Genomic DNA, 24,048 nt, shown 5'->3' with positions numbered 1-24,048 from the left:
CTCAGGCCTCCTGCCGCTGGCGGGCCGGCGCCAGGCGCGGGCGCAGCAGTGCACCGAGGTGATACAGCGCCAACAGCGTCAGCGCCGCGCCCAGCGGCCAATGAAACAACTCGCGTTGCGGCTGATGGCTGAGGGTTTTCACTTGATGCGGGGTGAGGCGGTCGAGGGTGCTGTAGACCTGATCCAGTGCCGTACGATCTTCGGCGCGGAAGAACTGCCCGCCAGTGGTTTGGGCGATCTGTTGCAGCCCGCGCAGATTGACCTGCGCCTCGCCGGACGCCGTCGGGTCGCCAATGCCGATGGTGTGAATGACCACGCCCTTGTTGGCGGCCATTTCCGCGGCGTGGTCGGGGGTGATCGCGCTGCTGGTGTCGTTGCCGTCGGTGAGCAGGATCAGCACTTTCTGCTGTTCGTGCGCCTGGTCGAGCAGCTTCAGGCTCAAACCGATGGCATCACCGATGGTGGTGTTCGGCCCGGCCATGCCGATGCCGGTGTCGGCCAGCAACAGCGAGAGGCTGGCGTGGTCGAGGGTCAGCGGCGCTTGCGGGTAAGCGCCGCTGCCGAACACGATCAGGCCGATGCGGTCGTCCTTGCGCTTGTCGATGAAGCCTTGCACCACCTCTTTGACGGCGGCGAGGCGATTGATTTTCTGGCCGCTGGCGTTGGTGAAGTCTGCGGTTTCCATCGATTGCGAGAGGTCGATGGCGAGCATCAGGTCGCGCACCGGTTGCTGGCGCTCGATGGGTTTTTCGACGAACACCGGGCGCGCGGCGGCGAGTAGCACCAGCGCCCAGACCAGCAGATTGAGCAGCCGTTGCCAGTGGTTGTGACGATTGCCAACCCGGCTCGGCGCTTCCCCGACCGCACGGCTCATGGCGGCGAAAAACGGCACGCGCACGGCGCTGCGCGCTTCCTGATACGCCGGCAGGTACCGGAAGGCCAGCCACGGCAGCGGCAGCAGAAGCAACAGCCACGGGTAATCAAGCTGCCACATGGTGCTGCTCCACCCAGTGTTGGCAGGTGTCGAACAGCGCCTGACGCTGTTCGACGGGGAGGGCGCGCAGGGTGGCGTCGGGGGCGTAGGCGAGCTGGGCGAGTTGGGCACTGAACTCGTCGGGCAGCCTGGTTTTACTGTGCTGCTGCAGAAACGCCTGCCAATCCGCTCTCCCCAACGCCGCAGGACCCTGTGGGAGCTGGCTTGCCAGCGATTGCGTCCTGTCAGTCAGCTCGGATGTTGCAGGTGATGGCCTCATCGCTGGCAAGCCAGCTCCCACATTTATTGTGTTCCACCAGCGAGCGTTGGGTATGGGCATCGACAGGGCCACGCGTTTGAGCAACTCGGGCAGTTCGCGCAGGGCATTGAGGTCGTCACTGCGGCTGCGCAACTGCGCCAGACGCGTCAGGCCCTCGCGGCGATAAGCGTCCCTGTGCCATTGCCGATAACGCCGCACGCCAACCACGATCGCAAACGCGATCAACAGCCCCAGCAACAGCCACCAGCCCCAGGTCTGCGGCGCATAACTGACCGGCGCGGGCAGGCTCAGCTCCTTGAGCTGGCTGATGTCGGGAATCGTCGGATTCATCGCCGTGGGCCGGCAGACTTGCCAAGCTCGGCGCGCAATTGCGCGTGGGCCTCTTCGGCGGTGCTGAACATCATCAGCGGCACTTGACTGCGACGCAGCAGGGTGGCGACATCCTTGAGTCGGCCGCCGAGGTAATCACCCAGAGGCTGATGCACGCTGCGTTTCTCGACAGCCAGTTCCACCTGCAATTGGCCTTGGGTGACCAGCAGCCGGCCATCGCTCGGCAGCTTCAAGGCCAGTGGGTCGTAGACTTGCAGGGCGATCACGTCGTTGTGCGCGCGCAGTTGCCGCATCAATTGCAAGGTGCGCTCACCGGCGCCTGCGAAGTCGCTGACGACGCAGATCAAATGGTCATGCCCGGCCAGCGCCAGGCAGCGCTGCAAGGCCTTGTCCAACTGATCCTCGTCTTCGGCGTCGGGATTGGCCGCGTTCAGTGTCTGATTCTGTTGTGCCACGTGGCTGAGCAAGGCTTCGACCCGTTTGCGGCTGCGCAGCGGCGCGATGCTGTCGATGCGTTGATCGTTGAACACCAGACCGCCAACCCGGTCGCCGGCGTTGAACACCATCCACGCCGCCAGTGCAGCGAGTTCGGCGGCGAGGGCGGATTTGAAGCTGCGCTGCGAGCCGAAAAACATCGACATGCGCTGATCGACCACGATCAGCGCCGGGCGATCGCGTTCTTCAGTAAAAGTGCGTACCACCGGTTTGCCGGTGCGCAGCGAGGCGCGCCAGTCGAGGTGGCGTAAATCGTCGCCGGGTTGATAGCGGCGCAACTCATCGAAGTTCAAGCCACGGCCACGCAGGCGCGAAGCATGTTTGCCGGCCAGGATGCTGCCCTGGGGCTGACGCGCGAGCAAACTCAGGTCACGGGCCTTGAATTCCAGCGCCATCAATTGCGCCAGAGACACGTAGACCAGACCCTCCGTGTTCATGCCGGAATCGCCACTTTATCCAGCAAGCGGTCGAGCACCTGATCGGCAGTCACGCCATCCGCGACTGCGTCGTAGCTCAATTGCAGGCGATGACGTAGCACCGGATGCACCACGGCGCGCACGTTATCCGGCGAGACGAAATCCTGGCCCTGCAACCACGCATCGGCCCGCGCACAACGATCCAGGCCGATGCCACCACGGGGACTGGCACCGATGCTGATCCAGCGTCCGAGGTCTTCGTCGTAATCGGCCGGGTGGCGAGTGGCGTTGATCAGGTCGATCAGATAGCGGTCGATGGCCGGCGACACATGCACCGCGCTGACCTCCTTACGCGCGGCGAAGATCACTTCCTGTGACAGGCTGAAGCCCTTGCCCGGCGCGGTGTTCGCGCCCTGGGCAAACTCTTCGGCGCGCAACAGGCGCAGCACCTGGCTTTCGTTGTCGGCGCTGGGGTAATCCAGCAGCACCTTCATCAGGAACCGGTCCATTTGCGCTTCCGGCAACGGATAAGTGCCTTCCTGCTCGATCGGGTTTTGTGTGGCGACCACGATGAACAGCTCCGGCAGCACATGACTGGTGCCGGCCACGGTAATCTGCCGTTCCTCCATGGCTTCCAGCAGCGCCGCCTGGACCTTGGCCGGGGCGCGGTTGATCTCGTCGGCGAGGATCAGATTGCCGAACAGCGGGCCTGGCTGGAAGCGGATCTCGTTTTGCCCGGCGACCTGATGCAGCACTTCGGCGCCGGTGATGTCCGAGGGCAGCAAGTCGGGGGTGAACTGGATGCGGCTCATCTTCGCGTCCAGGTGCGTGGCCAGCGCCTTGACCGTGCGCGTCTTGGCCAGCCCCGGCAGACTTTCCAGGAGCAAATGCCCGTTGGCCAACAGGCCGAGGAGGATCTGCCGAATGACCTGATCCTGGCCGAGTACGGTTTCGGCGATACTCGCTTGCAGGGCATTGAGGTCGGTGAGTGCGGTCATGGGACAGTCCTTTGTGGCCGGTCTAGAAAAACGCCAGGGTCATGTTGACGGCAATCCCGTTGCCTTCGGGGCGGTTCTTGGTGTCGAACTCCGGCACCCAGCGCGCACTGATGTTGGCCTGAGCGTCAGCGAATTTGCCGCTCCAGGCGACCACCGGCCCGGCGCCAACCGAGCGGCCACGGAAGCCATTCAGGCTGTCGGCGGTCTGCCCCTTGTCGTCGGTGACTTGCTGGATATAACCCGCCGCCAGACCGGCGCTCCAGCCACTGCCGAAGCCGTGAGTCCACAAGGCGTCGAGGGTGAAGATGTTGCCGTTGCGGTAATCGGTGGCGGTGTTTTCGGTGTAGAACTCCAGTCCACTGGACAGGGTGAACTCGCCACCCTTGCCGTCCAGATGAGTGAAGGCCACGGTGGGCATGAACGTGTAATTGTTCTGCCCGGGGTTGGCCAGGCGATTGTCGTTGTAGGCGCCGGTCGGCACGTAGATCGGCAGGGAGAACGCGATGTGGTTCAACTCATCGAAGTGGTAGCCGGCGGCAATCGGCGTGACCAGCGCGTCGGCGAACTGGGTCCCGGAATCGCTGGTGCCGAGGGTGCGTCCGCGCGGGCCGGTGATCGCCGCGTCAATGTCGGTGTACTGCACTGGAACGCCGATTGCCGAGGCAAAGTTCCATGGGCCTTTGCCGGTGTCCCAGATGTGCGTCAGGTTGGTCATGGTGTAGGAGACTTTCATGTCGATCCCGGCACTGACCTCACCGGAAATCGGCGCGCCGCGACTGCCCTTGAGCGATCCGTCGTACCAGATGCTGGTCACCGAGACGACCCAGCCCGGTTCGGGCGGGATGATCCCGGCATTGGAATACACCTGTTGCCCGGTGATCGGCCGGCCCACGCCACCCTCGGCTGCATAGAGTTGAGTACTGCCGATCATGCACAGCGCCAGCAGCGGACGCACAACGTAAGGCTTGACCATCACTGGCTCCGTTTATTGTTTTGAGTTGACCGGGTTGAGCAGGGGCATCTTCCACTCGCCGCTGGCCACTTCCGGTTTCGGCAGGTACAGGCGCAACACGCCGTAGAACGGCCCGTTCGGTGCAGGCAGCCAGTTGGCCTGCTTGTCCTTTCCGGGATTTTTGTGCTGCACGTAGAGGGTCAGTCCGCCGTCGGCATCGAGCTTCAAGTCGGGCAGCATCCGCGAGTTGATCAGGTAGCGATTGAGCGGGTTGGCCACCAGCAACTTGCTCTTGCCGTCGTACATGGTCAGCGACCAGAAGGCGTCGGCCGGGGGCAGGGCGCCGTTGTCGAAATGCAGGGTGTAGTCGTGTTTCGCTGCGTCGGCCGGCTGGCCGTCCTTATCGACGAAATAGCCGATGTAGTTCGCCTCTTCGGCAGAGTTGCCGAAGATGCCCATGTTGGCGCCGGCGTAGCGATACAGGTAATTGCCCTTGAGGTGATCGCGGGTGCCGAACAGGTCACCGCTGCTGATTTCGTGCGTGTCGACCTTGTCTTTCTTGAACGCGGCGAATTCGGCCTTGGCGTCACTGATGCCGTCTTCGAGGGCCTTGCGTTGCTCGGTGCTGAGCGTTTTCAGGTCGAATGGCTGACCGGCACCGATGCCGATTTTGGCGAAGCGTGCGAGCAGGTCTTTTTCGACATCCTGCGGCGGGGTGAAGGCGAGCATGAAGTTCAGGTAGCGGAACAGCTCCGGGGTTTCGCTCATGGTCGGCGTCGGTTTCGGCCAACTGACTTTTGGCGCCGGCGCCGGGGCCTTCTGTTTGACGTAGTGGCTAAGCGGCTCGACCTTGTAGCCTTTCTGGATCTGCTTGACCTTGCCCAGATCTTTTTCGTCGAACAGCTGCGTGCGGTACAGCGCGTAGGCGATGTTGCTTTCGCTGCGCACCAGCCGGTCGATGTTGATCGGTTGCTGACCCTGCCAGTCAGGCCCGGCGATCATGAAGTGGCCACCGTTATTACCGGTGCTGCGGGTGCCCAGGTAAGCGAAATTCTGCGTGTAGGCGTCGATCAGTTGCACCGAGTAGTAACGGTGTTCCTCGATCGGCGGCAAGGTCAGGATCAACGGCTCGCTGCGCAGATCCATCCAGACGAACGAGTAGGGCGTGTCGGCGTTCGGCGTGACGAACGCGGTGTCCTTGGCGGTGAAGGCCTTGGCGGTGTTGCCGATCTGGTTGAACGGTGCCTTGAAGTTCGGGCTCTTGCTGTCCACGGCCTGGGTGTACAGAGTCTTGTACATTTCCACTATCGGGAAGCCATAGAGGTAGGCGTCCCTGGCGATGCCTCGGGCTTCTTCGGGGCTGGCGCTGAAATCGGCCCAGGCGCTGCTGCTCAAGGCGAGGGTCAGGCCGGTCAGCCATAGATTGCGTGCGTTCATGCGGCGTCCTTATTCATTGCACGACCGTGATGTCGTCGAGTTTCCAGCTCTTGTCGAAATAGGCTTCGGTCGGCGCGTACAGGCGGAAATAGCTGAACCAGTGCTTGCCGGGCACGGTTTGCACCCAGTTGTTTTCGAAGCCTTTGGGCGCGCTCGGGCCGAAGTACAGGTCCACCGAGCCGTCGGCGTTTTTCTTCAGATCCTGGCGCGAGGACAGGTCGGCCTTGCGTTGCGGATTGTCGATCAGGCAACGGCTGTCGATGTCGTACACGGTCATCGACCAGAATTGTTTGGCCGGCGGGTTGGCGCCGACGTGCAGGCGATAGGTCTTGCCGCCGTCGAGCCAGTCGCCCTTGGCATCGGTGTAGGCACCGAGGTAGGTCTGGCCGAGGCCAGGGGTCCTGGAAACCATGCCTTTGGTGTTGGTCACCGCTTCATAGAACCAGGCGCTGCGTTCCCACAACTGGTCGTAATAGGCCACGCGTTGCGATGGTTCGGCGATGTTCAGCACCGTGTCCCAATGCCGGTCGGGCCAGTACTGCGCGTCAGGAAAGCGCTTGGCAAAGGTGTTGGCCTTGGCGATCAGTTCACCGACCTGCGCGCCGGACTCCAGCGCCTGACGCTGTCGGGTGTTGGGGTTGAAGGGTTTGTCCTTCTCGATGCCGAGACTGGCGAGCATGGCCATGTAGAAGCGGTCACGTTCATTCACCGGTTCTTTCTGGATGATCTGGTGCAGCCGCTGCCAGTAAGCGATGCCGCGCGGCTGGGTGCCCGACCACTTTTTACCGTCAGGCGACAGCAGGCGGGTCTTGCTCGGCTCGGCACGTTTGGCGTACGGGTACATCTTGAATTTCTCGACCAGCGCCTTGCCTTTGGCCGGATCCGGATCCAGCACCCGGAAGCCCACCAGCACGTTCATGGTTTCCGATTTGGCCAGGTAATACTTGTCGGCATCCGCCGGTGGCTCCGCGCCCGGTGGCAGCACCAGGTATTTGCCGCCCTGGCCTTTGTCCGGGCCGGTCTGGCCCATGTCGATGATCGCCCGCTGCCAGAAATCGCCAATGCCGCCGGCGGTCGGTCCCGGTGGCAGTTCAATCACCAGCGGCCCGGTTTCGCTGAGGTCGACGAAGCCGAGAATGTACGGCGTGGTGGCGTTGGCGGTGATCACGCCGAGCTTGTCTTCGTAGCTGTCGAGCACCATCAGATCGCCGCTGCGCGCGCCGAGCTTGTCGCGAAATTCTTCCTGCCACTGCGCGTAGGACACCAGCGGCAAGGCCCACAGGTAACTTTGGGTTGCCTGCTGGAAATCCAGTTCGGCGTAGAGTCTGGCAATCGACTCATGGGCCGGCAGTTCGCCTTCCATGGCGATCTTGCCGATACGCGTGTCGAGTTCCTGGGCGCCGACGCCGCAGCTGGCGAACAGGGTCATCAGACTGAAACCGGCAGCGCGTAAAGCGATGTGCATGGCGATGTCCTTATTTTCCGAACGTCACGTTGATCCCGGCGAACAGGGTGAATTGCGGCACGCCGTCGCCTTTGCGTTCGACGGTCCATTGCGGTTCGAGAAAGGCGTTGAGAATGTTGCTGCCGGACTTCCAGACCTTGCCCGCACCCAGGCCGATCGGGATGTAGTGGGTGTTGTTCTTCAGGTCGAAGGTCCAGGTGCCGGTGGAGCGCAGATACCAGCCTTTTTCCAGGTTATGGATGATGAACGGCTGCATGGTTGCGGTTTCGACGTGGGCGCGGTCGTGGTCGCCGGCGAACGAGCTCTGGTATTGCACCAGCGCACCGAGCAGGCCGCGTGGTGACGAATCGATCGCTACCGCAGCGAGGCCGGCCTGCCATTTACCGGTGCCCAATTCATCCTCGGCAGCGGTCGGCGCGGTGATCTGCGGGCCGATGCCCAACTGCACGCCGTCGGTCTTGAGCAGGAAGATGTCGAACAGATTGAGATCGCCGATGCCGGTGCTGTAGCCGCCGTGCGGATCGGGGCGGGTGCTGATCGGCATCGTTGCCCGCAACAACTGCGGCACGCCGATGAAATCGTTGGGCGCAATCGGCAAAGTACCGCGCAGCAAGGCATCGTTGGTGTGCAGGTTGCTGTCGAACAGCTTCGGCGTGTAGTAATCCTGCAGGTTGGCGCCGGGCGCCAGGTTCAGCGGGTTGTTGCTTTTGTTGGCCTCTTCGGCGTTATTCGCCAGAGCACAAAACACAGGCGCCAGCGAACTCGCCAGCAGCAAGGCGTGAATCCCCAATTTTTTCGACATGATCCCCGTTTCCCTGGTGGCTACTGCATGGACGACCCGGCACTTCTCGGCCGTTGGACGTAATTCCTTTCTTAATCAAGCCTGTAGGACACGTCTGATTCACGCTAGCAGCTAATCGGGAGTTAGCCAGTCGAAGGGATTAATTCTTTGGTTTTGTGTACGGCTTCGCAGTCGAGTGGTGAACTGGTCAATCAAATGTGTGTTGTCAGTGCTGACGCTTTCGCGGGCAAGCCACGCTCCCACAGGTATTGAAGCGTTCACAAATCCTGTGACCGACTCGATACCTGTGGGAGCGTGGCTTGCCCGCGATGGCAATTTCAAATTCAACCCGGCATGGGATCAGGCATTTTTCTTTGCTTGCTCGCGAACACGCTCTTCCTGCGCCCGTGCTTCGGGGGTGAACTCGGCGCCAAAATCCTCGGCAGAGAAAATCTGGCGGATTTCGATATCAGAGTCGCCCGGCATCGGGTTCGGGCAGCGCTTGACCCATTCGATGGCTTCTTCCTTCGATTTCACTTCCCAGATCCAGTACCCGGCCACCAACTCCTTGGTCTCGATGAACGGGCCGTCAGTGACCGTGCGTTTGTCGCCGGAGAAATGCACGCGGGCGCCTTTGCTGCTCGGGTGCAGGCCATCGGCGTCGATGAGGATGCCGGCCTTGACCAGTTCTTCGTTGAAGTTGCCCATGGCGGTGATCAGCTCTTCACTGGGCATGATGCCGGCTTCGGAATCGGCGCTGGCTTTGACAAGGATCATGAATCGCATGGTGGTTTCTCCAGGGAATGGGGGTTGATTCACTGCTTAGTCGAACGGGCGGGGCGTGAATCGACAGGTCTCTGAATAAAAGATGCAGTCCGGCGTTTTAACAATCGCAATCCGACACACTGCAACTGCCAATGTAAGAGCTGCCGCAAGCTGCAATCTTTGCTCCTGTCGTTAAAAACCAACATCAAAAAATTACAGCCTTCGGCAGCTCCCAGTGCGTATTTCAATTCAGGATGTTTAAAAGTTGTTTCGATTTTGCGGAACGTTCCCACAAGGTTTTCAGGTTGTCCGTCGGACGTCGGGTCTCTAGCCTGTGTTCGTCGCTGCCAATTCAGCGACCGGGACTGGAAACCCCGACGGGTATTAGTGGCGCGTACACGCCTTTCATAACGTATCCTTGCGCACTTCGAATGTGTGCACTCCGTTATGGCGGCTGTGCGCGGGGGACCTTCGGGTCGTCCGGGTCGCCGCTGCCCGGGTTTCCAACCTGCGTACAGCTGCCACCTCTTCGTCCGGAAACCGAAGGGGGCAGCTCCGACTATTCAGTGGAGTTACACCTATCATCCGACTACGAATAACTGCACAACCGTGACAATTGCAGGAGCAAAGATTTCGGGAAAGTCAATTGTGCAGAACCCGGCGAAATTCAATGAGATGCGAGGTCTTTCTTTCATCGAAAGACAGGCAGCGCGCACGCAAAGTAGTCCGAAGGACGGTATTTTCATGCCTGCGGATTTACAAGCCATGCTCGAAGCGAATACCGAGGCCCCCTGTGATAAGAAAAATGTTTACAAATAGGCGTATTGGCCTATGGCTGGTGGCAGTTTTATCCGTCAATGCGATTTTTTTGGCTTTTCTGATTTTTGGCGATATTGCGAAAGCGCCCAATATGAAAATGATCAAGAGCAAAGAACCGTTGCTGATTGAAGGGCCAAATGGCGACGAGAATTACTATGTCCTGCCTTTGGGTACTACCCTTTATCACGATAAAAGCTTTCCTGAAGGGCATGACCGTTATGTGGTGTATCTCAATCATAAAGGTGCAATTGCACACGAAGAAGTACCCATGAAGCCTGAGTATGGCGGTTCATTTATAGATCCGCTGTGGCTGGCGAATGTTGATGAGGAAACCTTGAAAGAAATTTTCAAACGGTTTCCGCTCTCCAAAACCGATATTGCCGCTGCTATCAAGGCCAATAAAATAACCAAGGATGATCTTGCCGACATCATCCGATCCATGCCCGACTGACCAATTCTTTTAGCTGTCGGTGAAACGAAGCTGTGATCTTTTGATCTTGATGAAAAGATCGCAGCCTGCGGCAGCTCCTACAGGGGAAGGCGGGGTTGTATACAATTTTTTGCGCAGGCCCCTGACAATTTTCATGCAGGGCATAGGTCGTCGGACAATTTCGTGGTTAACTTCGGCCTCTTGCATGCTCAATAACCACGTTAAGAAGGACTAAAGTCATGGCTCAAGTCACCCTCAAAGGCAACCCGGTTCAAGTCAACGGCCAGTTGCCACAAGCCGGTTCCAAGGCGCCAGCCTTTTCCCTGGTTGCCGGCAATCTGTCCGACGTCACCCTGAAAGACTTTGCCGGCAAGCGCAAAGTGCTGAACATCTTCCCAAGCGTTGACACCCCGACCTGCGCCACCTCGGTGCGCAAGTTCAACGCTCAGGCCAACGAACTGGCCAACACCGTGGTGCTGTGCATCTCGGCTGACCTGCCATTCGCCCAGGCCCGTTTCTGCGGCGCCGAAGGCCTGGAAAACGTGCAGAACCTGTCGACCCTGCGCGGTGCCGAATTCATCGAAAACTACGGCGTAGCCATCGCTGACGGCCCGCTCAAAGGCCTGACCGCCCGTGCCGTGGTGGTTCTGGACGAGAACGACAACGTCTTGCACAGCGAGCTGGTCAAGGAAATCGCTGAAGAGCCGAACTACGACGCAGCACTCGCCGTTCTGAAATAAGCGCTTTTACAATTGTTAACGGCCTGGCCCTGTCCAGGCCGTTTTCATTTGTGTATCAGTGTTTTGCCTCACACCTTGAAACGTAAGTTGAAGGTAAATTGCCGGTAAAGCTGCTTTGCTTAAATCCGATCAGTGCTTATCGTTCAGCCTCCCGTAAAAGAAGCCCACGCGCCCAATGGTTAATCAATCCATGCAATCGTCCCCTCGCAACTCCCGTCGCTGGCTGATCAGCCTGCTCGTCCTGTTGGTTATCGCCGTCCTGTGCTGGAAATTCTGGCCCGCCGGTTCGGCCCACAAGGAGGGCGCCGACAAGGCGGCGAGCGGCCATGCCGGACGTTCGGGGATGATGCGGCCGGGCTTCGGTGGCGCGGCCGGGCCGATTCCGGTGCGTGTGGCGCCGGCAGTCACGGGCGACTTCCCGCTGTATTACAAGGCACTGGGCACGGTGACTGCGCTCAACACCATCAACGTGCGCAGCCGGGTCGGCGGTGAACTGGTGAAGATCAATTTCGAGGAAGGGCAGATGGTCAAGGCCGGCGACCTGCTGGCAGAGATCGATCCGCGTCCGTACCAGAACGCCTTGCTCCAGGCTGAAGGCACCTTGCTGCAGAATCAGGCGCAGTTGAAAAACGCACAGGTCGACGTCGAGCGTTATCGCGGCCTGTACAAGGAAGACAGCATCGCCAAGCAGACGCTGGACACTGCCGAAGCGCTGGTCGGGCAGTATCTGGGCACGGTCAAGACCAATCAGGCGGCGGTCAACGACGCCAAACTCAATCTCGAATTCACCAAGATCCGCGCACCGATTGCCGGTCGTGTCGGTCTGCGTCAGGTCGACGTCGGTAACCTCGTTGCGGCCAACGACACCACGTTCCTCGCGGTGATCACCCAGACCCAGCCGATCAGCGTGGTCTTCACCCTGCCGGAAAACAGCCTCGAAACCGTGCTTGCCCGCTACCACAGTGGCGCGAAACTGCCGGCCGAAGCGTGGGATCGCGGCGACACGAAAATCCAGGCCAGCGGCGTGCTGCAAAGCCTCGACAACCAGATCGACGTCGCCACCGGCACCCTGAAATTCAAGGCCCGTTACGATAACCGCGACCAGTCGCTGTTCCCCAATCAGTTCGTCAATGTGCACCTGCTGGCCGACACCCTGAAAGGCGTGGTACTGGCACCGTCGGCGGCGATTCAGTTCGGCACCAACGGCACGTTCGTTTACGCGTTGGACGGCGACAAGAAAGTCACCATCCGCCAACTGAAAATCGGCGCCAGTGACGGCACCAACACGGTGATCACCGAAGGTCTGGCGGCAGGCGACCGCGTCGTGCTCGAAGGCACCGATCGCCTCAAAGAAGGCAGCGAAGTGGAAGTCGTCAACGACAGCAATGACGTGCCGACCACCCCGACCGGGCACCTGCAGGGCAAACCCGCGGCCAGCGCGCCGGACGCCGCCGCAGCTGACAAGGCCAAGAAGGGCGCATGAACATTTCGCGGCTGTTCATCCTCCGTCCGGTAGCCACCACCCTGAGCATGCTGGCCATTGTTCTGGCCGGCCTGATTGCCTATCGCCTGCTGCCGGTCTCGGCCTTGCCGCAGGTCGATTATCCGACCATTCGCGTCATGACCCTGTACCCCGGCGCCAGTCCGGACGTGATGACCAGTGCCGTCACCGCGCCGCTCGAACGTCAGTTCGGGCAGATGCCGGGCCTGACGCAAATGGCCTCGACCAGCTCCGGCGGTGCTTCGGTGCTGACCCTGCGTTTCAGCCTCGACATCAACATGGACGTCGCCGAACAGCAGGTGCAGGCCGCGATCAACGCCGCGACCAATCTGCTGCCGACCGACTTGCCGGCGCCGCCGGTGTACAACAAGGTCAACCCGGCGGACACCCCGGTGCTGACCCTGGCGATCACCTCGAAAACCATGCTCCTGCCAAAACTCAATGATCTGGTCGATACGCGCATGGCGCAGAAGATCGCCCAGATCAGCGGCGTCGGCATGGTCAGCATTGCCGGCGGTCAGCGGCAGGCGGTGCGGATCAAAGTCAACCCGGAAGCACTGGCGGCGAACAGCCTGAACCTGGAAGACGTGCGCACCCTGATCGGCGCGTCCAACGTCAATCAGCCCAAGGGCAACTTCGACGGCCCGACCCGGGTCTCGATGCTCGACGCCAACGATCAGCTGACGTCGCCCAAGGACTACGCCAACCTGATCCTCGCCTACAAGAACGGCGCGCCGCTGCGCCTGAAGGATGTCGCGGAAATCGTCGACGGCGCCGAGAACGAACGCCTGGCGGCGTGGGCCAACCAGAATCAGGCAGTGCTGCTCAATATCCAGCGTCAGCCGGGTGCCAACGTGATCGAGGTAGTCGATCGGATCAAGGCACTGCTGCCGAGCATCACCGACAACCTGCCGGCCGGCCTCGACGTTACCGTGCTCACCGACCGCACCCAGACCATCCGCGCCTCGGTCACCGACGTGCAGCACGAACTGCTGATCGCCATTGCGTTGGTGGTGATGGTGACATTCCTGTTCCTGCGCCGTGCCAGCGCAACCATCATCCCGTCGGTGGCGGTGCCGCTGTCGCTGATCGGCACGTTTGGCGTGATGTATCTCGCCGGGTTCTCGGTCAACAATCTGACCTTGATGGCGCTGACCATCGCCACCGGTTTTGTGGTCGACGATGCGATTGTGATGCTGGAAAACATCGCGCGCTTCATCGAGGAGGGTGACAGCCCGATGCAGGCGGCGCTCAAAGGCGCGAAGCAGATCGGCTTCACCCTGATCTCCCTGACCCTGTCGCTGATCGCGGTACTGATTCCGCTGCTGTTCATGGCTGACGTGGTCGGGCGACTGTTCCGCGAGTTCGCCATCACTCTGGCGGTGGCGATCCTGATTTCGCTGGTGGTCTCGCTGACCCTGACGCCGATGATGTGCGCGCGTTTGCTCAAACGTGAGCCGGAAGCCCACGAGCAGGGCCGCTTCTACCGGGCCAGCGGCGGCTTCATCGACTGGATGATCGCCGCCTACGGGCGCAAGTTGCAGTGGGTACTCAAACACCAGCCGCTGACCCTGTTGGTCGCTATCGGCACGCTGGCGCTGACGGTGTTCCTATATATGGTGGTGCCCAAGGGCTTCTTCCCGGTGCAGGACACCGGGGTGATCCAGGGCATCTCCGAAGCGCCGCAGTCGATTTCCTTCGCGGCCATGGGCGAGCGCCAGCAGGCGCTGGCCAAGGTGATTCTCGAAGATCCGGCGGTGGAGAGCCTGTCGTCCTACATCGGCGTCGACGGCGACAACGCCACGCTCAACAGCGGTCGCCTGCTGATCAACCTCAAGCCCCACGGCCAGCGTGACCTGAGCGCCACCGAAGTGATCGCGCGCCTGCAACCGCAACTGGACAAACTGGTCGGCATCCGCCTGTTCATGCAGCCGGTGCAGGATTTGACCATCGAGGATCGAGTCAGCCGTACCCAGTACCAATTCAGTATGTCCTCGCCGGATTCTGAACTGCTCAGCCAGTGGAGCGGGCGTCTGGTCGAGGCACTGGCCCAGCGTCCGGAGCTGACCGACGTTGCCAGCGATTTGCAGGACAAGGGTTTGCAGGTCTATCTGGTGATCGACCGCGATGCGGCGTCGCGCCTCGGTGTTTCGGTGCAGAACATCACCGATGCGCTGTACGACGCCTTCGGCCAGCGGCAGATCTCGACCATTTACACCCAGGCCAGCCAGTACCGCGTGGTGCTGCAGGCGCAGGCCGGGGAGAAGATCGGCCCGGCGGCGCTGGATCAGATTCACGTCAAGACCACTGACGGTGCGCAAGTGCGTCTGTCGAGCCTGGCCCATGTCGAGGAACGTCAGGCGCAACTGGCAATCACCCACATCGGCCAGTTCCCCGCCGTGATGATGTCGTTCAACCTCGCACCCGGCGTGGCGCTGGGGCATGCGGTGGACATCATCGAACAGGTGCAGCAGGACATCGGCATGCCGATTGGCGTGCAGACCCAGTTCCAGGGTGCGGCCGAAGCGTTTCAGGCCTCGCTGTCGAGCACCTTGCTGCTGATTTTGGCGGCGGTGGTGACCATGTACATCGTGCTCGGCGTGCTTTACGAAAGTTACATTCACCCGATCACCATTCTCTCGACCCTGCCGTCGGCGGCGGTGGGAGCCTTGCTCGCGTTGCTGCTCAGCGGCAATGACCTGGGGATGATCGCGATCATTGGCATCATCCTGTTGATCGGTATCGTCAAGAAGAACGCGATCATGATGATCGACTTCGCCCTCGATGCCGAACGCACCCAAGGCATGGCGCCGGAGCAGGCGATCTATCAGGCGGCGCTGCTGCGCTTCCGGCCGATTTTGATGACTACGCTGGCGGCACTGTTCGGCGCGGTGCCGTTGATGCTCGCCACCGGTTCCGGGGCTGAATTGCGTCAGCCACTGGGTCTGGTGATGGTCGGCGGCTTGCTGGTGAGCCAGGTACTGACTCTGTTCACTACGCCGGTGATCTATCTGTACTTCGACCGTCTCGGTCGGCGCTTTGGCAAGACCGATGCCGAAGAGGTATCGGTATGACTGTCCGTACACATATCCCTTGTAGGAGTGAGCCTGCTCGCGATAGCAGTGTGTCTGTCCCTACCGATATTGAATGTGCCGACCTCATCGCGAGCAGGCTCACTCCTACAGGGGAGTGCGGTGAAAGTAAGGATCTTGGTCAATGAACTTGTCCGGTCCTTTCATCAAGCGCCCGGTCGCGACCATGCTCCTGAGCCTGGCAATCATGTTGCTGGGCGGCGTCAGCTTCGGCCTGCTGCCGGTATCGCCGCTGCCGCAAATGGATTTCCCGGTGATTGTGGTCCAGGCCAGTCTGCCCGGCGCCAGCCCCGAGGTCATGGCGTCAACGGTGGCGACGCCGCTGGAGCGTTCGTTCGGCGCGATTGCCGGCGTCAACACCATGAGCAGCCGCTCCAGCCAGGGTTCGACCCGGGTCATTCTGCAATTTGACCTCGACCGCGACATCAACGGCGCGGCGCGCGAGGTGCAGGCGGCGATCAATGCTTCGCGCAACCTGTTGCCGAGCGGGATGCGCAGCATGCCGACCTACAAGAAGGTCAACCCGTCGCAGGCACCGATCATGGTGCTGTCGCTGACTTCGGATGTGCTGGAAAAAGGCCAGCTCTATGACCTGGCCTCGACCATTCTGTCGCAGAGCCTGTCGCAGGTGCAGGGTGTCGGTGAAGTGCAGATCGGCGGCAGTTCGCTGCCGGCGGTGCGCATCGAACTCGAGCCGCAGGCGCTGAACCAGTACGGCGTGGCGCTCGATGACGTGCGCAAGACCATTGCCGGGGCCAATGTGCGCCGGCCCAAGGGTTCGGTTGAAGACGGCGAACGCCTGTGGCAGATCCAGGCCAACGACCAGTTGGAGAAGGCCAAGGATTACGAATCACTGATCATCCATTACAACAACGGCGCGGCCCTGCGCCTGAAGGATGTAGCCAAGGTCAGCGACGGCGTCGAAGACCGTTACAACAGCGGTTTCTTCAACGATGACGCAGCGGTGCTGCTGGTGATCAACCGCCAGGCCGGCGCCAACATCATCGAGACGGTCAACGAGATCAAGGCGCAGTTGCCGGCGTTGCAAGCGGTACTGCCGGCCAGCGTCAAACTGAATCTGGCGATGGATCGCTCGCCGGTGATCAAGGCCACCCTGCACGAAGCGGAAATGACCCTGCTGATCGCCGTGGCGCTGGTGATTCTGGTGGTGTTCCTGTTTCTCGGGAATTTCCGCGCCTCGCTGATTCCGACGCTGGCGGTGCCGGTGTCGCTGGTCGGCACCTTCGCGGTGATGTACCTCTACGGGTTTTCGCTGAACAACCTGTCGCTGATGGCGTTGATTCTGGCCACCGGGCTGGTGGTGGACGATGCCATCGTGGTGCTGGAGAACATTTCCCGACACATCGACGAAGGCGTCAAACCGATGAAAGCCGCCTACCTCGGGGCCAAGGAAGTCGGTTTCACCTTGCTGTCGATGAACGTGTCGCTGGTGGCGGTGTTCCTGTCGATCCTGTTCATGGGCGGGATTGTCGAGAGTCTGTTCCGCGAGTTCTCCATCACCCTGGCGGCGGCGATCGTGGTGTCGTTGGTGGTCTCGCTGACCCTGACGCCGATGCTCTGTGCGCGCTGGCTCAAGCCACACACGCCGGGCCAGGAAAACCGTCTGCAACGCTGGAGCCGAAAGACCAATGACTGGATGGTCGGCAAGTACGCCACCAGTCTCGACTGGGTGCTGCGCCATCGGCGTCTGACCTTGCTCAGCCTGATCATCACGGTCGGGGTCAACGTCGCGCTGTACGTAGTAGTACCGAAGACGTTCATGCCGCAGCAGGACACCGGCCAGTTGATCGGTTTCGTGCGTGGCGACGATGGCCTGTCGTTCAGCGTGATGCAGCCGAAAATGGAAACCTTCCGCCGCGCCGTGCTCAAGGACGAAGCGGTGGAGAGTGTGGCCGGGTTCATCGGTGGTACCAACGGCACCAACAACGCGTTCATGCTGGTGCGCCTGAAGCCGATCAAGGAGCGCAATCTGTCGGCGCAGAAAGTCATCGAACGCCTGCGCAAGGAAATGCCCAAGGTACCCGGCGCCCAGTTGATGCTGATGGCGGACCAGGATCTGCAGTTCGGTGGTGGCCGCGAGCAGACCACCTCGCAATACAGCTACATCCTGCAAAGCGGTGATCTGGGCGCGTTGCGCGAGTGGTATCCGAAAGTGGTCACCGCGCTGCGCGCATTGCCCGAGCTGACCGCCATCGATGCCCGCGAGGGCCGTGGCGCGCAGCAGGTGACGCTGATTGTCGACCGCGATCAGGCCAAGCGCCTGGGTGTCGACATGAACATGGTCACGGCAGTGTTGAACAACGCCTACAGCCAGCGGCAGATTTCGACGATCTACGACAGCCTCAACCAGTATCAGGTGGTGATGGAGGTCAATCCGAAATACGCGCAGGATCCGGTGACGCTCAATCAAGTGCACGTAATCACCGCCGACGGCGCACGGATTCCGTTGTCGACTATCGCCCATTATGAAAACAGCCTGGAAGACGACCGCGTCAGCCACGAAGGCCAGTTCGCCTCCGAAAGCATCGCGTTCGACATGGCTGAAGGCGTGACCGTGGAGCAGGGCAGTGCCGCGATCGAGCGGGCGATTGCCAAGGTCGGCCTGCCGGAAGACGTGATCGCGAAAATGGCCGGCACCGCCGATGCCTTTGCCGCGACCCAGAAAAGCCAGCCATTCATGATTCTCGGTGCGTTGCTGGCGGTGTATCTGGTGCTCGGTGTGTTGTATGAAAGCTATATTCACCCGCTGACCATTCTCTCGACCTTGCCCTCGGCCGGGGTCGGTGCATTGCTGTCGATCTATGCGCTGGGCGGCGAGTTCAGTCTGATTTCGCTGCTCGGACTGTTCCTGTTGATCGGTGTGGTGAAGAAAAACGCGATCCTGATGATCGACCTGGCGCTGCAACTGGAGCGCCATCAGGGCCTGTCGCCGCTGGAGTCGATCCGTAGCGCCTGCCTGCAACGGCTGCGGCCGATTCTGATGACCACGCTGGCGGCGATCCTCGGCGCCTTGCCGCTGTTGCTCAGCCGCGCCGAAGGTGCGGAGATGCGCCAGCCACTGGGCCTGACCATCATCGGCGGCCTGATCTTCAGCCAGGTCCTGACCCTCTACACCACACCCGTGGTTTACCTCTATCTCGACAAGCTGCGCCACCGCTTCAACAAGTGGCGTGGCGTGCGTACTGACGCCGCTCTGGAAACTCCGCTATGACCGATCGTTCGCTTCTCAATCTGGCCACTGCGCGCGGCTCGCGTCTGCTGAGCCTGTCGCTGTGCGTGGCGATGCTCAGTGCCTGCGCCGTCGGCCCGGACTATCAGCGCCCGCAGACCGCCGAGGTCGCGCAATACAAGGAAGCCAAGGGCTGGCGACAGGCCAACCCCAGTGACTCGCTGGCCCGTGGCGCCTGGTGGGAGTTGTATGGCGATCAGCAGCTCAATGGCCTGATCGAAAAACTCAACAGTTCCAACCAGACTGTCGCGCAATCCGAAGCCCAGTTCCGTCAGGCCCAGGCCCTGGTGCGCAGCGCCCGTGGGGCGTTTTACCCGAACGTGGACCTGAGCGTGGGCAAGACCCGTTCCAGCCAGGGCACCGGCAGCAGCAGTTCGAGCCTGAGCAGTTCGGCCAGCGGCATACGCGACACCTACAACGCGCAGTTGGGTGTGAGTTGGGAAGCCGACATCTGGGGCAAGTTGCGTCGCGGTCTGGAAGCCAACGAAGCCAGCGCCCAGGCCAGCTTCGCCGATCTGGCCGCGATGCGCCTGAGCCAGCAGTCGGAGCTGGTGCAGAACTACCTGCAACTGCGGGTGATCGACCAGCAGAAACGCTTGCTCGAGGCCACCGTCGCGGCCTACGAAAAGTCGCTGCAAATGACCCAGAACCAGTACCGCGCCGGGATTTCCGGACGCGATGCGGTGGCGCAGGCGCAGACCCAGCTGAAAACCACTCAGGCCGATCTGGTGGACCTGATCTGGCAACGCGCGCAGTTCGAAAACGCTATCGCCGTGCTCACCGGGCAGGCGCCGGCCGAGTTCAGCATCGCTGAAAGCCAGAACATTCCGAACCTGCCGCAGATTCCCCTGAGCCTGCCTTCGCAGTTGCTGGAGCGACGTCCGGACATCGCCTCGGCGGAACGCTCGGTAATCGCCGCCAATGCCAATATCGGCGTAGCCAAAGCTGCGTATTACCCGGATCTGACCCTGAGCATGAGCGGCGGTTACAGCAGCAGTACCTCGAAAAATCTTCTAACGCTGCCGAACCGTTTCTGGTCGGTCGGGCCGAAACTGGATTTGCCGATTTTCGATGGCGGGATCCGTTCGGCCGAAGTTGATCGCACCGAAGCGGTGTATGACCAGACCGTCGCCAAGTACCGCCAGACCGTGCTCGACGGTTTCCGTGAAGTGGAAAACTATCTGGTGCAATTGAAGGTGTATGAGGACGAGGCGGGTGTGCGTCAGGAAGCACTGGATGCTGCACGCGACTCGCTGCGCCTGACCCAGAACCAGTACAAGGCCGGGTTGATTGCCTACATCGATGTGGTTGTGGTCCAGGCCACGGCGCTGAGCAACGAGCGCACTGTGCTGAATATCCTGCAGAATCGCCTGATTGCCAGCGTGCAATTGATCGCGGCACTGGGCGGCGGTTGGGACGGACAACTGGCCACCGAATAAATCGTGTAGGAGCTGCGGCACGCTGCGATCTTTTGATCTTTAAAAACAAAGTCAAAAGATCGCAGCGTGCCGCAGCTCCTACAGGTTGTGATCGTTGTGCCAGAGCCTTGCAAGACCTCAAACAAGCGTTTCATCGGGTTGATGGCAAAATGATTACTTTGTCAGTGCGTTCTTCCGCGCAATCAGTACAATCGCCGCATTTGCCCGGCCGAGAATGGACGCAGTACGGCGCGGGTGGTCGCGAGAATCTTCATGCTCATCGGTAATTATTCCTTCACCCTGGTTTTCATTTCTTTGTGTGTGGCGATCCTCGCGTCCTACACCGCGCTCGACCTGACCGGGCGCATCGCCAGCGCCCGTGGGCGAGCGGTGCATTTCTGGACGGCGGGCGGCGCGCTGGCGATGGGGGTTGGCGTCTGGTCGATGCACTTCATCGGCATGCTGGCCTTCAAGCTGCCGATCGACCTGGGCTACGACATTGCGATTACCGCGCTGTCGCTGTTGATCGCAGTGCTGTCCTGCGGATTTGCCCTGTGGCTGGTCAGCCAGCCGAAACTGCCGATTCTGCAATTAGCCTTTGGTGCTTTGATCATGGGCGCCGGCATCAGCGCCATGCATTACACCGGCATGGCCGCGTTGCGCATGACGCCGGGCATCGATTACGACCCGACGCTGTTCGGCGCCTCATTGCTGATCGCGGTCGGGGCCTCGGCGGCGGCGTTATGGATCGCCTTCCGCCTGCGCCAGCACTCGCCTTATGTGCGTCTGATTCGTGGTGGTGCGGCAGTGATCATGGGCATCGCGATTGTCGGCATGCACTACACCGGCATGGCCGCTGCACAGTTTCCTGATGGCAGTTTCTGCGGGGCAACGCTCGACGGCCTCAAGGGCAACGGCCTCGACAACCTGGTGTTGATCACCACGCTGGCGGTGCTGTCGATCGCCTTGCTCACTTCGATTCTCGATGCTCGCCTTGAAGCGCGGACCGCCGATCTGGCGCATTCGCTGACCCTGGCCAACCGCGAACTGACGCAACTGGCGTTGCACGACACCCTGACCGGCCTGCCGAACCGCATGCTGCTGGATGACCGGATCAATCAGGCGATGAAAAAAGTCGAGGAACAGGGCGGCTGTTTTGCGTTGATGTTCATCGATCTGGATGGTTTCAAACCGGTCAACGATGCCTTTGGCCATCACATGGGCGACCAGTTGCTGCGTGAAGTCGGGGGGCGTCTGCGTGAAGACCTGCGCAGCCAGGACACATTGGCGCGGATCGGCGGCGATGAATTCGTGCTGCTGGTGCGCCTGAGCGAACCCGACGATGCGCTGGGCCTGGCCGCGCGTCAGGTCGGGTTGATCGGCCAGGCGTTCCGCGTGGCCGAGCACGACTTGCAGATTTCCGCCAGCGTCGGCATCGCCGTGTACCCGGGCAATGGCCAAAACGCGCAGGAACTGCTGATGAACGCCGACGCGGCGATGTATCACGCCAAGGGCGGCGGCAAAAACGGTTACAGCTTCTTCGATGCCTCGATGAACAGCAACGCACGCAAGCAGTTGCAGTTGTTGCAAGATTTGCGCGCCGCGCTGGAGCACAGTCAGTTCAGCTTGTACTTCCAACCCAAATTCGACGCCGCCAGTGGTCGTCCGGTCGGTGCCGAAGCATTGCTGCGCTGGCAGCATCCGACCCAGGGCATGCTGCTCCCGGACAAGTTCATCGACCTGGCGGAGAAGACCGGCCTGATCATCGCCATCGGTGAATGGGTGCTCAACGAAGCTTGCCGGCAGATGCGCGAATGGTACGTGCTCGGCTACACCGACTGGCGCATCGCGGTGAACCTCTCGGCGTTGCAGTTCTGCCACGCCGGGCTGGTGCAGAGCGTGGCCAAGGCACTGGCGACCCATCATCTGCCGGCCAACAGCCTGACCCTGGAGATCACCGAAACCACCGCCATGAGCGACGCCGATGCGAGCATGACGGTGTTGCAGGAGTTGTCGGACATGGGCGTCGACCTGTCGATCGACGACTTCGGCACCGGGTATTCGAGCCTGATGTATCTCAAGCGCCTGCCGGCCAACGAGCTGAAGATCGATCGCGGTTTTGTCCGCGATCTGGAGCACGACAGCGATGACGCGGCCATCGTTTCGGCCATTGTGGCACTGGGGCAGGCCCTGGGCTTGCGCATTGTTGCCGAAGGCGTGGAGACCGGCGTGCAGCAGGATTTCCTGACTCAATTGGGCTGTGATTCTTTGCAAGGCTATCTGTTGGGGCATCCGCTGCCGGCGGATCGTTTCATGCAGAACATTGCCCGTGGAGAGACTCAGGCGGCTGTCTGACTGCAATCTGTGGCGAGGGAGCTTGCTCCCGCTGGGGCGCGAAGCGGCCCTGTCTTTACTCGGTTTGTACCGTGTTGGCCGGATTCACGACTGCTTCGCAGCCGAGCGGGAGCAAGCTCCCTCGCCACAAAAAACCTCTCAGTGTCATGCAGGGTTTTGTCTTTGACAGACCCCATGCAAAACCGCCCAATGGCGGTTATTCTTCCACCCGACTGTTACGTGTGCATTGGGGGGAAGGGCCAGCATGGATAAAGTCATGGTTATCACCGGTGGCGGGCGCGGAATCGGCGCCGCTACGGCGTTGTTGGCTGCCGGGCAGGGCTATCGGATTTGCATCAACTATCAGTCGGATGAACAGGCCGCGCAAAGCGTGCTGGAGCAAGTGCGGGCGCTGGGGGCGCAAGCCATTGCGGTACGCGCCGATGTCAGCATCGAAGACGAGGTGATCGCGCTGTTTCAGCGGGTCGATACCGAACTGGGACGGGTCACCGCGCTGGTCAACAACGCCGGCACCGTCGGGCACAAGTCGCGGGTCGATGAAATGTCCGAGTTCCGCATTCTCAAGATCATGAAAACCAACGTCCTGGCGCCGATCCTCTGCGCCAAGCACGCGATCCTGCGCATGTCGCCCAAACACGGCGGGCAGGGCGGCAGCATCGTCAACGTCTCCTCGGTCGCCGCTCGTCTGGGGTCGCCCAACGAGTACGTCGACTACGCCGCGTCCAAAGGCGCGCTCGACACCTTCACCATCGGTCTGTCCAAGGAAGTGGCGGGCGAGGGAATTCGCGTCAACGCGGTGCGTCCGGGCTATATCTACACCGATTTCCACGCGTTGAGCGGTGATCCGGATCGAGTCAGCAAGCTGGAGTCAGCGATTCCGATGGCCCGGGGCGGGCGGCCGGATGAAGTGGCGGAGGCGATTGTCTGGTTGCTGTCGGACAAGGCTTCTTATGCGACGGGGACGTTTGTTGATCTGGGGGGCGGGCGTTAGAGCCTGGAAAAGCGAGATGGAGGTGGAGGAAAAGTCCGGTTGTTGAGCCGGGTGGAGTGAGGCACGGAAAATCAAAGTTGTGTGCCGTGCTCACTCTGAACTGAAGTTTTTAATGCTGAACTATATGGATGTCATTAAATCCGACGAGTACCTGTTCATTAGGGGCTGTAAACATCGAGATCCAAAGTTCATTCCTATCGCTCTCGGTGATTGACAACTCTGCCTCCACTGAATGCCATTTCCCATCCGCAGCAGGAGCGGAAATATCAATGTAATCCTTGCCTCCAAAGGTTTTCAGCCTAAATGTCTGTATTTCGATACCTTCTGGAACAGACATTCTGAATGTGATCTTTATATCTTTCTGTTCGAAATGGACAGGAAATTTTTTCCTTAGATCGAGAGAGGAATTTTGTCCATCACCTGTTCGTGTTAACTTAACCCCTAAGGCGATTTCTCTTTTGTCGTCAATCACTCTGCTATTGTCGCCGCTGGTACTAAGCCAGGTATATTGAAAGTTCGTGTAATCGTCAATGTAACTCTTTGTGCTCATTGGAAGCTCC

Annotated in this window: 18 protein-coding genes; 8 read left to right on the top strand and 10 right to left on the bottom strand. The window is 60.7% G+C overall.

The window, feature by feature from the left end:
• Position 1: 1 nt before the first annotated feature.
• The 9 genes from ACU680_RS07120 to ACU680_RS07080 form a co-directional block, all read right to left on the bottom strand.
• Positions 2 to 994 (bottom strand): vWA domain-containing protein, encoded by a 993-nt coding sequence (locus ACU680_RS07120; RefSeq protein WP_448179067.1) that lies wholly within the window; start codon positions 992 to 994, stop codon positions 2 to 4.
• On the bottom strand, positions 981 to 1,583 hold the full coding sequence (locus tag ACU680_RS07115; protein WP_448179066.1) for a DUF4381 domain-containing protein: 603 nt from the start codon (positions 1,581 to 1,583) through the stop codon (positions 981 to 983). The genes ACU680_RS07120 and ACU680_RS07115 overlap by 14 nt, the downstream gene beginning before the upstream one ends.
• A complete protein-coding gene (locus tag ACU680_RS07110; protein ID WP_448179065.1) occupies positions 1,580 to 2,515 on the bottom strand; it encodes a DUF58 domain-containing protein in 936 nt (311 codons plus the stop codon). The genes ACU680_RS07115 and ACU680_RS07110 overlap by 4 nt, the downstream gene beginning before the upstream one ends.
• A complete protein-coding gene (locus ACU680_RS07105) occupies positions 2,512 to 3,492 on the bottom strand; it encodes an AAA family ATPase (protein ID WP_448179064.1) in 981 nt (326 codons plus the stop codon). The genes ACU680_RS07110 and ACU680_RS07105 overlap by 4 nt, the downstream gene beginning before the upstream one ends.
• Positions 3,493 to 3,514: 22 nt before the next feature.
• Positions 3,515 to 4,465: a transporter gene (locus ACU680_RS07100; protein ID WP_115989893.1), complete on the bottom strand. Its 951-nt coding sequence runs from the start codon at positions 4,463 to 4,465 to the stop codon at positions 3,515 to 3,517.
• 12 nt (positions 4,466 to 4,477) lie between these two features.
• The gene (locus tag ACU680_RS07095; protein ID WP_448179063.1) at positions 4,478 to 5,881 is read right to left on the bottom strand and encodes a DUF1254 domain-containing protein; all 1,404 of its coding nucleotides are present in this window, start codon (positions 5,879 to 5,881) and stop codon (positions 4,478 to 4,480) included.
• A gap of 13 nt (positions 5,882 to 5,894) precedes the next feature.
• Positions 5,895 to 7,346, bottom strand: a complete 1,452-nt coding sequence (locus ACU680_RS07090) for a DUF1254 domain-containing protein (RefSeq protein WP_448179062.1) — start codon at positions 7,344 to 7,346, stop codon at positions 5,895 to 5,897.
• Between the two features lie 10 nt (positions 7,347 to 7,356).
• Positions 7,357 to 8,148: a hypothetical protein gene (locus ACU680_RS07085; protein ID WP_448179061.1), complete on the bottom strand. Its 792-nt coding sequence runs from the start codon at positions 8,146 to 8,148 to the stop codon at positions 7,357 to 7,359.
• A gap of 339 nt (positions 8,149 to 8,487) precedes the next feature.
• Positions 8,488 to 8,913: a YciI family protein gene (locus tag ACU680_RS07080; protein ID WP_007969181.1), complete on the bottom strand. Its 426-nt coding sequence runs from the start codon at positions 8,911 to 8,913 to the stop codon at positions 8,488 to 8,490.
• An 847-nt stretch (positions 8,914 to 9,760) separates the two neighbouring features.
• On the opposite strand from ACU680_RS07080, the gene ACU680_RS07075 reads away from it, so the two are divergent.
• The 8 genes from ACU680_RS07075 to ACU680_RS07040 all read left to right on the top strand — a co-directional run bounded on the left by ACU680_RS07075 (position 9,761) and on the right by ACU680_RS07040 (position 23,488).
• Positions 9,761 to 10,162 (top strand): hypothetical protein, encoded by a 402-nt coding sequence (locus tag ACU680_RS07075; protein WP_448179060.1) that lies wholly within the window; start codon positions 9,761 to 9,763, stop codon positions 10,160 to 10,162.
• Positions 10,163 to 10,380: 218 nt separating this feature from the next.
• On the top strand, positions 10,381 to 10,881 hold the full coding sequence (gene tpx, locus ACU680_RS07070; protein WP_007968505.1) for a thiol peroxidase: 501 nt from the start codon (positions 10,381 to 10,383) through the stop codon (positions 10,879 to 10,881).
• A 175-nt stretch (positions 10,882 to 11,056) separates the two neighbouring features.
• On the top strand, positions 11,057 to 12,364 hold the full coding sequence (locus ACU680_RS07065) for an MdtA/MuxA family multidrug efflux RND transporter periplasmic adaptor subunit (protein ID WP_115989888.1): 1,308 nt from the start codon (positions 11,057 to 11,059) through the stop codon (positions 12,362 to 12,364).
• Positions 12,361 to 15,456, top strand: coding sequence for an MdtB/MuxB family multidrug efflux RND transporter permease subunit (locus tag ACU680_RS07060; RefSeq protein ID WP_448179059.1), 3,096 nt, complete (start codon positions 12,361 to 12,363; stop codon positions 15,454 to 15,456). Before ACU680_RS07065 ends, ACU680_RS07060 begins: the two co-directional genes overlap by 4 nt.
• 142 nt (positions 15,457 to 15,598) lie before the next feature.
• Entirely contained in the window at positions 15,599 to 18,706 is a 3,108-nt protein-coding gene (locus tag ACU680_RS07055; protein WP_329697879.1) for an efflux RND transporter permease subunit, read from the top strand.
• Positions 18,703 to 20,163 carry an efflux transporter outer membrane subunit gene (locus ACU680_RS07050; RefSeq protein ID WP_367084644.1) on the top strand — a complete coding sequence of 487 codons (1,461 nt, stop codon included), beginning with the start codon at positions 18,703 to 18,705 and terminating at the stop codon, positions 20,161 to 20,163. Before ACU680_RS07055 ends, ACU680_RS07050 begins: the two co-directional genes overlap by 4 nt.
• Before the next feature lie 252 nt (positions 20,164 to 20,415).
• Positions 20,416 to 22,497 (top strand): putative bifunctional diguanylate cyclase/phosphodiesterase, encoded by a 2,082-nt coding sequence (locus ACU680_RS07045; RefSeq protein ID WP_448179058.1) that lies wholly within the window; start codon positions 20,416 to 20,418, stop codon positions 22,495 to 22,497.
• 244 nt (positions 22,498 to 22,741) lie between these two features.
• A complete protein-coding gene (locus ACU680_RS07040) occupies positions 22,742 to 23,488 on the top strand; it encodes an SDR family oxidoreductase (RefSeq protein ID WP_007968514.1) in 747 nt (248 codons plus the stop codon).
• A 109-nt stretch (positions 23,489 to 23,597) separates the two neighbouring features.
• On the opposite strand, the gene ACU680_RS07035 is transcribed toward ACU680_RS07040, so the two are convergent.
• Complete coding sequence (locus ACU680_RS07035; protein WP_448179057.1) at positions 23,598 to 24,038, bottom strand: hypothetical protein; 441 nt, start codon at positions 24,036 to 24,038, stop codon at positions 23,598 to 23,600.
• Positions 24,039 to 24,048: the final 10 nt, after the last annotated feature.

Source organism: Pseudomonas sp. LF020, assembly GCF_053456425.1.
This window is presented reverse-complemented; position numbering and strand designations above follow the sequence as displayed.